General features: G+C 68.2%; 12 protein-coding genes. 6 read left to right on the top strand and 6 right to left on the bottom strand.

The window, feature by feature from the left end; genetic code table 11:
- The first annotated feature begins 106 nt into the window (after window positions 1-106).
- A complete protein-coding gene (locus tag O1Q03_RS09395) occupies window positions 107-1,360 on the top strand; it encodes a lipoprotein-releasing ABC transporter permease subunit (protein ID WP_269502982.1) in 1,254 nt (417 codons plus the stop codon).
- Window positions 1,361-1,470: 110 nt separating this feature from the next.
- Here the strand turns inward: O1Q03_RS09395 and O1Q03_RS09390 are convergent, their stop codons facing one another.
- On the bottom strand, window positions 1,471-2,400 hold the full coding sequence (locus tag O1Q03_RS09390) for a 2-hydroxyacid dehydrogenase (RefSeq protein WP_269502981.1): 930 nt from the start codon (window positions 2,398-2,400) through the stop codon (window positions 1,471-1,473).
- 165 nt (window positions 2,401-2,565) lie between these two features.
- On the opposite strand from O1Q03_RS09390, the gene osmF reads away from it, so the two are divergent.
- From osmF to O1Q03_RS09365, 5 genes are all read left to right on the top strand, one after another.
- Window positions 2,566-3,489 carry a glycine betaine ABC transporter substrate-binding protein OsmF gene (gene osmF / locus O1Q03_RS09385; RefSeq protein ID WP_269502980.1) on the top strand — a complete coding sequence of 308 codons (924 nt, stop codon included), beginning with the start codon at window positions 2,566-2,568 and terminating at the stop codon, window positions 3,487-3,489.
- Entirely contained in the window at window positions 3,486-4,664 is a 1,179-nt protein-coding gene (locus tag O1Q03_RS09380; RefSeq protein ID WP_269502979.1) for an ABC transporter permease, read from the top strand. Before osmF ends, O1Q03_RS09380 begins: the two co-directional genes overlap by 4 nt.
- Complete coding sequence (locus O1Q03_RS09375; protein ID WP_269502978.1) at window positions 4,661-5,599, top strand: ABC transporter ATP-binding protein; 939 nt, start codon at window positions 4,661-4,663, stop codon at window positions 5,597-5,599. Before O1Q03_RS09380 ends, O1Q03_RS09375 begins: the two co-directional genes overlap by 4 nt.
- The gene (locus O1Q03_RS09370; protein ID WP_269502977.1) at window positions 5,596-6,363 is read left to right on the top strand and encodes an ABC transporter permease; all 768 of its coding nucleotides are present in this window, start codon (window positions 5,596-5,598) and stop codon (window positions 6,361-6,363) included. The genes O1Q03_RS09375 and O1Q03_RS09370 overlap by 4 nt, the downstream gene beginning before the upstream one ends.
- Before the next feature lie 230 nt (window positions 6,364-6,593).
- Entirely contained in the window at window positions 6,594-7,262 is a 669-nt protein-coding gene (locus tag O1Q03_RS09365) for a lytic transglycosylase domain-containing protein (protein ID WP_269502976.1), read from the top strand.
- 117 nt (window positions 7,263-7,379) lie between these two features.
- On the opposite strand, the gene O1Q03_RS09360 is transcribed toward O1Q03_RS09365, so the two are convergent.
- The 5 genes from O1Q03_RS09360 to O1Q03_RS09340 all read right to left on the bottom strand — a co-directional run bounded on the left by O1Q03_RS09360 (window position 7,380) and on the right by O1Q03_RS09340 (window position 12,337).
- Window positions 7,380-7,715 carry a helix-turn-helix domain-containing protein gene (locus tag O1Q03_RS09360; RefSeq protein WP_269502975.1) on the bottom strand — a complete coding sequence of 112 codons (336 nt, stop codon included), beginning with the start codon at window positions 7,713-7,715 and terminating at the stop codon, window positions 7,380-7,382.
- A gap of 255 nt (window positions 7,716-7,970) precedes the next feature.
- Entirely contained in the window at window positions 7,971-8,411 is a 441-nt protein-coding gene (locus O1Q03_RS09355) for a dihydroneopterin aldolase (RefSeq protein WP_269502974.1), read from the bottom strand.
- A complete protein-coding gene (locus tag O1Q03_RS09350; protein ID WP_269502973.1) occupies window positions 8,408-9,040 on the bottom strand; it encodes a sarcosine oxidase subunit gamma in 633 nt (210 codons plus the stop codon). Before O1Q03_RS09350 ends, O1Q03_RS09355 begins: the two co-directional genes overlap by 4 nt.
- A complete protein-coding gene (locus O1Q03_RS09345) occupies window positions 9,030-12,041 on the bottom strand; it encodes a sarcosine oxidase subunit alpha family protein (RefSeq protein WP_269502972.1) in 3,012 nt (1,003 codons plus the stop codon). The genes O1Q03_RS09350 and O1Q03_RS09345 overlap by 11 nt, the downstream gene beginning before the upstream one ends.
- Complete coding sequence (locus O1Q03_RS09340) at window positions 12,038-12,337, bottom strand: sarcosine oxidase subunit delta (protein ID WP_011547035.1); 300 nt, start codon at window positions 12,335-12,337, stop codon at window positions 12,038-12,040. The genes O1Q03_RS09345 and O1Q03_RS09340 overlap by 4 nt, the downstream gene beginning before the upstream one ends.
- Between the last annotated feature and the right edge of the window lie 12 nt (window positions 12,338-12,349).

Raw genomic sequence — 12,349 nt, 5'->3', positions numbered from 1 at the left:
ATCGATCTGCCGCACATCACGACAGGCCAACCTCTGCGCGCGACCGCCCGGCGTTCGCTAGAATGCGCGGCTCGTCGTGACTCGAATCAGATCGAAAGGAACCGCTGTGAAACTCCCGTTCGAATGGCAGATCGGGCTGCGCTATGCGCGCGGCGGCCGTCGCACGGCCGGCGACGGCTTCGTGTCGTTCATCGCGGGCGCCGCGATGGCCGGCATCGCGCTCGGCGTCGCCGCGCTGATCGTCGTGCTGTCGGTCATGAACGGCTTTCGCACCGAGGTGCGCGACCGGATGCTGTCGGTGCTCGCGCACGTGGAAATCTTTGCGCCGTCCGGCGCGCTGCCCGACTGGCGGCTGACCGCCCATGAATCGTTGCAAAACGCGACGGTTCGCGCCGTCGCGCCCTATGTGGATACGCAGGCGCTGCTGACCAACGCCGGTAACGTGACGGGCGTCGCGCTGCGCGGCATCGATCCGGTGCTGGAGCCGCGCGTGTCCGACGTCGTGCGCCAGCTGAAGACCGGGCGCCTCGATGCGCTCGTGCCGGGCGGCATGGGCATCGTGCTCGGCGCCGCGCTGGCCGATGCATTGCACGTGAAGGTCGGCGATCGCGTCACGTTCTTCGCGCCGGGCCGAGCCACGCGCATCGACGACGCGCTGCCGCGATTCCGTCAGTTCACGGTGGTCGGCACGTTCGAGTCGGGCCATTACCAGTACGACAGCGCGCTTGCCTACATCCATCTGCGCGACGCACAGACACTGTCGAACGTGACCGCGCCGACCGGCTTGCGCTTGCGCATCGACGATCTGCAGCGCGCGCCGGAAGTCGCGCAGGCGCTGGCGCATACGCTGTCCGGCAGTTTGTATATCCGCGACTGGACGCAGCAGAACCGCACGTGGTTCGAGGCCGAGCGGCTGCAAAAGCGCATGCTGTCGCTGATCCTGATGCTGATCGTCGCGGTCGCCGCGTTCAATCTCGTGTCGTCGCTCGTGATGACCGTCACGCAGAAGCAAGGCGACATCGCGATCCTGCGCACGCTCGGCGCGCCGCCCGTATCGATCACGAAGATCTTCGCGGTCCAGGGGATGACGATCGGCCTCGCCGGCACGCTGGCGGGCGTCGCGCTCGGCTGCGCGATCGCGGCGAGCATCCCGACGGTGCTGCCGGCGCTCGAGCGACTGCTCGGCATCCACTTCCTGACGCCGTCCGTGTATTTCCTCAGCGCGCTGCCGTCGAAACTCGTGCCGGCCGACGTGATCGCGATCGCCGCGGCCGCATTCCTGATGTCGTGCGTCGCGACGCTGTACCCGAGCTGGCGTGCCGCACGCGTGCGGCCGGCCGAAGCGCTGCGCGACGAATAGGCGCAAGCGCCACAATCGTCTTATCTTCGCGGGCCGGCCGCGACAAATGCGCGCCAGATCGCGCGCGTCCCCGACACACCTGCGCGAGCCGCGACGCGCTCGCCCCGCGCTTACACCGGCGTCAGCACCGGCTCCCCGGCGAAGTGCCGCGCGGCGTTGTCGAGAAACTGCTGGACCGAGCGATCGAACGCCTCCGGCGACCAGCCGCCCATGTGCGGTGTCAGCACGATGTTGTCGAGTTCGATCAGCGCGCGCGGCGGCGCCGGTTCGCCTTCGTACACGTCGAGCCCGGCGCCCGCGATGCGCCGCTCGCGCAACGCATCCGCCAAAGCAGCGGTATCGACAACGCTGCCGCGCGACACGTTGACGAGAAACCCGCCGGGCCCGAGCGCATCGAGCACCGCGCGGTCGATCAGATGGCGCGTACCGGCGCCGCCGGGCGTCGCGACGATCAGGAAATCGGCCCACTGCGCGAGCGCGTCGAGCCGGTCGAAGAAGCGGTACGGCACGGGCTTGGCGGAACGGTTGTGATAGCCAATCTCGATGTCGAAGCCGGCCGCGCGACGCGCGCATTTCTCGCCGATCTTGCCGAGGCCGACGATCCCGAGCTTCTTGCCCGACACGTTCGGCGGCATCGGCAGCGCATCGCGCCACACGCCGTCGCGCGTCGCCGCATCGAGCCGCACCACGCCGCGCACGGCGGCGAGCAGCAGCGCAAACGCGTGATCGGCAACGCAATCGTCGTTGGTGCCCGCGCCCGTGACCACGGTGATGCCGCGCGCCTTCGCGTGCGCGACGTCGATGTGCTCGTAGCCCGCGCCGAGCGCGCTGACGAACGTGAGTTGCGGCAGGCGATCGATGTCGGCGGCGGTCAGGCCCGTGCTGCCGTTGGTCAGCACCGCGCGAACGGCGCCGCCGTGTTCGGCGATCGCGCGTTCGCGTTCGTCGGCGGTCGGCGCATAGTGGACGTCGTACGACGCGGCGATCTGGCGATGCGCGTCGCCGCGCAACGCGATGAGGACCAGCAACTCGGGTTTCATGTCGGGAAATGTCCGCAGGCGGCAATGCGCTCCAGTGTAACAACGGCGCGTGACGCGCGCGGGTTACCCCCACGCGCGCTGTGGACGCGCCGCCTCAAGCGGTTTGCCAAAGCCGACTCAGTCAAGTAACTTTCGGCGTACGTCCCCGTTCTGGAGATTGGCCCGATGAAGCTCGCCCTGCCCGCCCGGATACTGGGCCTCGCGTTCGCCGCCGCTGTCGTTGCACCCGGCGCGCACGCCGACACGCCCGTCGTGGTGTCGTCGAAGATCGACACCGAAGGCAACCTGCTCGGCAACGTCATCGCCCAGGTGCTGAAGGCCCACGGCATCCCCGTCACCGAAAAGATCGCGCTCGGCGCGACGCCGATCGTGCGCAAGGCGCTCACGAGCGGCGAGATCGACATCTATCCCGAATACACCGGCAACGCCGCGTTCTTCTTCAACAAGGCCGACGACCCTGTATGGAAGAACGCGGCGCAGGGCTACGACACCGCGAAGAAGCTCGACTACGCGGCCAACCATCTCGTCTGGCTCGCACCGGCGCCCGCGAACAACACGTGGGGCGTCGCCGTGCTCGCGCCGGTTGCGCAGTCGCAGCATCTGAAGACCTTCTCCGACTTCGGCAAGTGGACCTCGAGCGGCGGCAAGGTGAAGCTCGCCGCGTCGGCCGAATTCGTGAACAGCGCGTCCGCGCTGCCGTCGTTCGAGAAGGCCTACGGCTTCAAGCTGAAGCCCGACCAGCTCGTCGTGCTGTCGGGCGGCGACACGGCCGCGACGATCAAGGCGGCCGCGAACCAGACCGACGGCGTGAACGCGGCGATGGTGTACGGCACCGACGGCGGCATCGCATCGAGCGGCCTCGTCGTGCTCGACGACGACAAGCACGTGCAGCCCGTCTATGCGCCGACGCCCGTGATTCGCGAAGCCGTGCTGAAGGCGCATCCGCAAATCGCCGACTATCTGAAGCCCGTGTTCGCGAGCCTCGACCTGAAGACGCTGCAGACGTTGAACGCGCGCATCCAGATCAACGGCGAACCCGCGGCCGGCGTGGCCAAAAGCTACCTGAAGTCGAAGGGCTTCATTCAATGACCGATCGCGCGGCGGTGTCCGCGCGGCGCGTGACGCTCGACAAGGTCGGCATCCTGATCGGCCTGCTGACGATCGCCGCGGTGTTCGGCCTGCCGTTCATGGTGCTGCGCCCGAACCGCATCGCGGCCGGCACCGGGCTGTCGGTGTTCGCCGCGCTGCCCGCGGTGCAGGGGGCAGCGCTCGCCGCGCTGTGGATCGTCGGCGCGCTGTGGGCGATGACGGCGAGCCGCCCCGCATCGCGACTCGCGGCCGGCTGCGCGTGGCTCGCGACGCTTGCGTATGCGGTCGGCGCGGCGGCCGCGCACATCGTCGCGCCCGACGACATGCTCGCACGCGTGTCGCCCGCCGCAGGCGTGTGGCTGCTGTTGTTCGCATGGGCCGTGCTCGTCGCGGACGCGCTCGCGCGCCTCGCGTTCGGCCCGTGGCGGCGGCTCGCCGCGCTCGTCGTCGCGATCGCGGCGATTTCGCTGCCGCTTGCGAGCGGCTGGTGGGACGGCCTGTCCGTGATGCGCGAATACGCGGTGCGCAACGACGACTTCTGGCGCGAAGCGATGCGCCACGTGTCGCTCGCGGGCGGCTCGGTCGCGGCCGCGCTCGTCGCGGGCCTGCCGCTCGGCATCGCATGCGCACGCATCGCGCCGGTGCGCACCGTCGTGATGCCGGTGCTCAATGTCGTGCAGACGGTCCCGAGCATCGCGATGTACGGGCTGATGATGGCGCCGCTCGGCCTGCTCGCCGCGCACGTGCCGCTCGCGGCCGCGCTCGGCATCCGCGGGATCGGCGTTGCGCCGGCCGCGCTCGCGCTGTTCCTCTATTCGCTGCTGCCGATCGCGTCGAGCGTCGTGGTCGGGCTCGCACAGGTGCCGGAGCACGTGAGCGAAGCGGCGCGCGCGATGGGCATGACGCGCGCGCAGCGGCTGCTGCGCGTCGACCTCGTGCTCGCGCTACCGGTGATCCTGAGCGGCGTGCGCATCGTGCTGGTGCAGAACATCGGGCTGACCGCGGTCGCCGCGCTGATCGGCGGCGGCGGGTTCGGCACCTTCATCTTCCAGGGGATCGGGCAGTCGGCCGCCGATCTCGTGCTGCTCGGCGCGATTCCGACGATCGCGCTCGCGCTGACGGCCGCCGTCGTGTTCGAAGCCGCGACCACGCTCGCGAAGGGACGGTCCGCATGATCGAGATCGAACGCATCGGCAAACGCTTCGGCGACATCGTCGCCGTCGACGATGTGTCGCTGACGATGCAGCAAGGCACGATCACCGCGCTCGTCGGCGCATCGGGCAGCGGCAAGTCGACGTTGCTGCGGATGATCAACCGGCTGATCGCGCCGACGAGCGGCACGATCCGCATCGACGGCGCGGACACCGCGAGCGTGCCGCCCGAGCATCTGCGGCGCCGCATCGGCTACGTGATCCAGGGGCACGGGCTGTTTCCGCACTGGAGCGTCGCGCGCAACATCGCGACCGTCCCGCGGCTGCTCGGCTGGCCGACGCAGCGCATCGACGCGCGCGTGCGCGAATTGCTCGAACTGTTTCACCTCGCGCCGGCCGAATTCGCGAACAAGCTGCCGCACGAGCTGTCGGGCGGCCAGCAGCAGCGCGTCGGCGTCGCGCGCGCGCTCGCGGCGGAGCCCGCGATGCTGCTGATGGACGAGCCGTTCGGCGCGCTCGACCCGATCATCCGCAACAAGGCGCAGGACGATCTGTACGCGCTGCAGCGCCGCCTCGGCATCACGGTCGTGATCGTCACGCACGACATCGAGGAAGCGCTGAAGCTCGGCGACACGATCGCGGTGATGGACGGCGGCCGGCTGCTGCAGGTCGCGTCGCCCGCCGAGATTCTCGGCAAGCCGGCGGAAGGCGTCGTCGAACAGCTCGTCGCGGGCGTCGACCGGCCGCTGCGCCTGCTCGCGCTGACGCCGATCGACGCGGTGGCCGAACCCGGCCACGCTGACGGCGAACCGATCGCCGCGACGCGTACGCTGCGCGATGCGGTGTCCGAACTGCTGTGGCGCGGGGCCGACGCACTGCCGGTCGACGACGGCCACGGGCGCGGCACGCGCCGCATCACGCTCGACGCGATCCGCGCACATGCGAGGAAGCCCGCATGACGGCGCACGCCGCACGGTCGCCTCTGCCGCGGCGGCTGCCCGCCTATGCGGCGCGCGCGGCTGCACTTGCGCTGCTGCTCGTGCTGCTGTTGCGCCCCGCATGGCTGCAGGGCGTGTTCGCGCCGTTCGCGGACAACGGCGCGCCGGTCATCTACGATCGCGCGAGCCTGCTCGACCTCACGCTCGCGCATCTCGGCACCGTCGCGCTGTCGAGCCTGATCGGCACGATCGTCGCGGTCGCGGCCGGCATCGCCGTCACGCGGCCGTCCGGTGCGGATTTTCTGCCGGTCGCGCGCAGCGTCGTCGACATCGGCCAGACCTTTCCGCCGGTCGCCGTGCTCGCACTCGCGGTGCCGGCCGTCGGCTTCGGACTGAAGCCCGTGCTGATCGCACTCGTTCTGTACGGGCTCCTGCCGATTTTCGAGAGCACGATCGCGGGGCTCGAGGACGTGCCGCGCGACGTCGTCGACGCCGCGCGCGGGATGGGGATGAGCGGCTGGCAGCAACTGGTGTCCGTTGAACTGCCGCTCGCGTTTCCGGTGATCGTGAACGGCATCCGGCTCGCGGTCGTGATCAATCTGGGCACCGCGACGATCGGCTCGACGGTCGCCGCGCGCGGGCTCGGCGACGTGATCATCGCGGGGCTGCAGACGTCGAACACCGCGTTCGTGCTGCAGGGCGGCGTGATCGTCGGGCTGCTCGCGGTGCTGGTGAGCGATGCGATCGGCGCGCTTGCGCGAATGGCGAGCGCGCGGCACACGTAAAAAGGACCGGTTAACGGCCTCGTGCGCGAAAGCGGAAACCGCGCGGAAATCCGGCGATGCCGGTTCGTCCGGACTCCGATGCGTGTTTGCGCAACGATCGCGCGCGATGCCTGGCTCGACGCGGCCCGGCACGTCACAAGCCTACACCGCGCTTTCATTCGAAGCCGTGCTCGAACGCAAGCCGTGATTGGTCGATATACTATGCGCCTCCCATTCCCCTGCCCTCCACCATGCGACGACGGTTTTTCTGGCTGATCGTGCTTTCGCTCGGCATTGCGCAGCAGGCCTCCGCGCAACAGGCGGCCGTGGTGCCGGCGCCCGCGCCCGACGCAGTCGCGTCCGCGCCGATCGATGCGTCCGCACCGATCGCCGACGATCAGCCGAATGAAGCAAACCGCCGCATCACGTCGTACCTGACGAAGAAATTCGGCGTCGCAAAGGAACGGGCCGCGAAGCTCGCCGATATCGTGAGCGTCACTGCGACGAAATATTCGCTGCCTCCGGCACTCGTTTACGCCATCATTTCGATCGAATCGCGCTTCCAGGAGAAAGCGCGCGGCCAGCACGGCGCGACCGGCCTGATGCAGGTCGTGCCCACCGCGCACCGCGGGCTGCTGCGCAACGTGAAGGATCTGACCGAGCCGAACGTCAACGTCGACGCCGGTTCCGCGATCCTGTCGGGCTATGTGCGGGCGGCCGGCGGCAATGTACAGGCCGGGCTGAGGAACTATGGCGGATCCAATGCGTATGCGGCGAAGGTGATGCAGCGCGTCGACACGTTCCGGTTCGTGCTCGACGCCGAAGACGGCACGCACAACGCGGGCGCCGGCAAAGCGCGTATGGTGCCGGTCAGCGATTCGTCAACTGCGGCGCCCGCCGCGATCCGCAACGCGAAGTAAGCGCCTGTCGGGTCCATTTCAGCGACGCGCGCGTGCGCATCCTGAAGAATTGGAAAGCGCAGCTGGACGCGCCGCCCTGAGCAGGGCACGACGCACATCACCCGTGGCGATGGATCATCACGCGCCGCCGGTCGAACCGGACGAGCCCGGCGGTGCCGCACTTACCGCGGCGTGATCGCGCACTGCGTTGCGCGCGGCCTGAACGTCGCGTTTCGGCACGACGAGCAAATTCAGGCCGAAGCCGTCCAGCACCTTGAACAGCTTGTCGAGACTCACCGCGCGGCCGTTTTCGAGGCGTGACAGCACGTCCTTCGAGACCCCGAGCATGTCGGCCGCATCGTCGATCCGCATCTGGATTTGTGCGCGCCGGTTGCGCACGAGCGCCCCCAAGGCGGCGAGATCCAGTGCGAGTGGGTCGGGTGTCGCGACGGGTTGCGGTAAGGTGCGGGCCATAATTCCGGGATTTCAGGAACAAAGCGCCATCGACTGGGGGTCGGCGGCATAGTTACGGGAATATCGGAATTATGGAGACTCGTCGGCGGAATCCGCAATTGTTCTCATATTTCAGAAACAAACGGACCACTGGCCGGCCGCGGCTCGTAATTCGCATATTTCAGGAACTATAAACGAGCGCGGCGGCACATCTGTGCCGCCGCGCTCGCTGGGTCGCCGGATCGCCTTCCTCTCCCCTTGATCCGGCTCCTCCGATTACAGTTGCCCCGCCGCCCCCGTCCACCGCAGGTAATCCCCGCGTGTCCAGTCGAGCGACACACCCACGCGCTTCGTGCCCGGCCGGATCTTCGGCTTGTACACCGACAGCGTCAGCGACTCCAGCGCCGGCCATTCGCGAAACGACAGCACCGCGATGTCGGCAACCAGCGTTTCGAGCAGCCGCGTATGCGGCTTGTGCGACAGGAACGACGCGAGACGCGTGCAATAGCCGTCGTAGTCGATCCACTCGCCCTGCTCGCTCGGCTCGCAGCGGTATCCGAGCCGCGCATCGATCACGATCGGCTGAGGCGCCTCGTGCTCGTGCGCGTGAATGCCGATTCGCGCGGGCACCTTCAATTCGTCGACGAACACGCTCCAGCCGCGCCCGCGCAGGCGCGGCGATTCGATCGCCACGAACGGTTCGTCGAACGGCTTCATGATGCGAGCGGCGCCGCGGCGTCGAGCATGATGCGCACGAAATAGTCGGCGAAGCTGCGACGCAGGACGATCTCGAACGACTCGTCGCCGGTCGGGATCAGCGTGATCGGCGACTTGAAGTAGTGCGACTGCGCGCACTGGCCCGGCTTGAACACGCGCGGATGCAGATCGAGCGGGCAGCCGCGCGCAATCACGTCACGCACGCGTTCGCCGCTGATTTCCACCACCGTGTAGCCGCTGCCGACGTCGACGGCCGCCGCATACAGACCCTGTACGGCTTCCGCGAGCACGCCCTCGAGCACGCCGGCCTGCACCGGCCCGTTCGAGCGCACCAGCCACTCGTCCGGACCGAGCCACAACACGTCGTACTCCGCGCCGCGCGCGACCGTGTTCGGCTCGGCGGGCGGCCGGCAGCCGACCACGCGCTCGAACGCGGCGACGAAGGCCGGATCGCTCAGCTCGCCGCGCACGTTGACGAGATCGAGGAACGGCCGCTCGCGCAGCGTGAACTTCTTCGATGCGCGCGCCTGGTGCAGCTTCAGCACGTCGGCCGCGCCGACGAACGGCGATTCAAGCGTCACGCCGCCCGCACCCGCCACCTGCGTCTGGTTTCTGGTTTCATTCCACATGCTGACGCACCCCTTCGGTATCGTAGAAAACCGGGCTCGAGATCTTCGCGACGATGCGCTTGCCGTTGGCCAGCGGAATCACGACGCTCTCGCCCATCTTGTTCAGGCCGCCCTTCACCACCGCGAGCGCGATCGAGCGCTTCAGGATCGGGCTGTAATAACTCGACGTCACGTGGCCGATCATCGGCGTCGGCTCGGTGGCGGACACCTGGGTGTCCTTCGCGATGATCTGCGCGCCTTCCGGCAGCACGAACTGTTCGTCTTCCGTCAGCAGGCCGACGAACTGCTTGCGGCCTTCCTTCGACGTATCCGAGCGCGACAGCGAGCGCTTGCCGAGGAAGTCCTTCGACTTCGCGACGACGCCGCCCATTCCGAGGTCGTACGGCGTGATCGACCCGTCGGTATCCTGACCGACGATGATGTAGCCCTTCTCCGCGCGCAGCACGTGCATCGTTTCCGTGCCGTACGGCGTGATGTCGAACTCGGCACCGGCTGCCATCAGCGCTTCCCACACCGCGCGGCCCGCGTTGGCCGGCACGTTCACTTCGTACGCCAGCTCGCCCGAGAAGCTGATCCGCATCACGCGCGCCTTCGCGCCTGCGACGGTGCCGTTGCGGTAGCTCATGAACGGGAACGCTTCGTTGCCGAAGTCGATGTCCTGGCACACCTTCTGCACGACCTTGCGGCTCTTCGGGCCGACCACCGCGAACGTCGCCCAGTGGTCGGTGACGGACGCGAGCCGCACCTTCATGTCGGGCCATTCGGTCTGCAGCCAGCGCTCGAGCCACGTCAGCACGCGCGCCGCGCCGCCGGTGGTGGTCGTCATCATGAAATGCTGGTCGGCAAGGCGCACGGTCACGCCATCGTCGAACACCATCCCGTTCTCGTCGAGCATCAGCCCGTAGCGGCACTTGCCCACTTCGAGCTTGTTCCACGGGTTCGTGTACATCCAGTTCAGCAGCTTCACCGCGTCCGGACCCTGGATGTCGATCTTGCCGAGCGTCGACGCATCGAGGATGCCGACGCTGTTGCGCACCGCGAGGCATTCGCGCTTCACGGCCGCATGGAGATCCTCGCCCTTCTTCGGGAAATACCAGGGCCGCTTCCAGTTGCCGACGTCTTCGAACATCGCGCCGTGCTCGACGTGCCATTCATGCACGGCCGTCTTGCGGATCGGATCGAGGAAGTCGCCGGTTTCGCGGCCCGCGAACGTACCGAACGACACGGGCGTGTAGTTCGGGCGGAACGTGGTCGTGCCCGTTTCCGGAATCGTCTTGCCGAGCGCCTGCGCGAGGATCGCCATCCCGTTGATGTTGCCGAGCTTGCCTTGATCGGTGCCGAAGCCCATCGCCGTGTAGCGCTTCACGTGCTCGACCGACTCGAAACCTTCGCGCGCGGCGAGCAGGATGTCGGCGGCCGCCACGTCGTTCTGGAAGTCGACGAACTGCTTCGGCCCGCGTGCCGCGGCCTCGCGGCTGCCGACCAGCCACAACGGCTGCAGCGGGCCTTCGACGGTTTCGGCGACCTGCGGCGCGACGGGGCGCTGCGCGGCCGTGTAGCCGGCGGCCTTCGCCGCTTCGGCGCCCGCGTCGAGCGCGAGCCGCAGTGCACGGGCGAGACCGAACTCGCCCGCGGCCGCACCGACGCTCGCCTCCGCCTGCACGGGCTTGCCCGGCAGGAAGCATGCCTTCTCGTCGTTCCAGCATGCCTTGCCGCCCGATTGCGCGAACAGGTGCAGCACCGGGCTGAAGCCGCCCGACATCGCGACGAGGTCGCACGGCAGCGACTGCGTCTTGCCGCCCGTCTTGCCGTTCGAGTAGGACGCGACGTCGACCGACGATACGCGCCACTTGCCCGAAGCGGCCGTGACGACCGCACCGCTCATCACCGTCACGCCCTGCCGCTTGGCCGCCGCCGGCAACGCACCGTTCGACGATGCGCGCGAATCGACGACCGTCACCTTCGCGCCGCATGCCTTCAGGTCGAGCGCGGTCTGGTACGCACGATCGTTGTTCGTGAACACGACCGCGTTGCGGCCCGGCAGCACGCCGAAGCGATGGATGTAGGTGGACACCGCGCCCGCGAGCATCACGCCCGGCAGGTCGTTGTTGCCGAACACGATCGGCCGCTCGTGCGCACCGGTCGCGAGGATCACGCGCTTCGCGCGGACCTTCCACAGCAGTTCGCGCGTGCCCTTGCGCATCGACACCGGCTGGTGATCGGTCAGGCGTTGCGTGACCGTCACGAGGTTGTGGTCCTGGTAGCCGAACGCGGTGCTGCGCGACAGGATCGTCACGTCGGGCAGCTTGCGCAGCTCGGCCTCGATCTTCTCGACCCATTGCAGCGCGGGCTTCGCGTCGATCTCCGCGCGGCACGACAGCAGGCTGCCGCCGAGTTCGCGCTGGTCGTCGACGAGGATCACGCGCGCGCCGGCCGTGGCGGCCGCGTGCGCGGCGGCGAGGCCCGACGGGCCACCGCCGACCACGAGCACGTCGCAGTGCGCGTAACACTTGTCGTAGCGATCGGCGTCGAGCACTTCAGGCGCCTTGCCGAGGCCGGCGGCCTCGCGGATCTTCTCTTCGTACTTCGGCCACATGTTGCGCGGCCACATGAACGTCTTGTAGTAGAAGCCCGCCGGCATGAAGCGCGACAGCTTCTGATTGATCGCGTACTTGTCGTTCTCGAGCGACGGTTCGGCGTTCACGCTCGTCGCGACGAGGCCCTGGTACAGCTCGATCTCGGTCGCGCGCGCGTTCGGCACGGTGTACGGACCGGACTCGAGCTGCACGACGGCATTCGGTTCTGCCACGTCCGCCGTCACGATCCCGCGCGGACGGTGGTACTTGAAGCTGCGCGCGACGAAATGCACGCCGTTGGCGAGCAGCGCGGACGCGAGCGTGTCGCCCTGGAAGCCCTGATACGTGCGGCCGTTGAACGTGAACGTCAACGGAATCGCGCGATTGATGCGGCCACCGGTGCCGAGGCGGTCTTTCTGGCTCATTTGCTCGTGCCCTCTTCGTGTGCGTTGCCGGCAGATGCTCCACCGAACTTTTCGTAGCCCTTGATATCGTAGGTCACCGTGTCGCGCGTGACCTTGAACCAGCGGCGGCAGCCCTGCGTGTGCAGCCATTGCTCCTTGTGCAGCCCGCGCTTGTTCTCGCGCATGAACACGTACTCGCCCCATTCGCGGTCGGTCATGGTCTCGTTCGCCACCGGGCGCACGATGTCGGCTTCACCGCCGCACGTGAACTCGGATTCGGCGCGCGGCCCGCACCACGGACATTCGATCAGCAACATGTTTCTTTCTCC

This window comes from Burkholderia sp. IMCC1007, from assembly GCF_027257875.1.
Lineage (GTDB): Bacteria > Pseudomonadota > Gammaproteobacteria > Burkholderiales > Burkholderiaceae > Burkholderia.
Note: the sequence above shows the minus strand (reverse complement) of the source record. Positions and strands in the feature narration are given on the sequence as shown.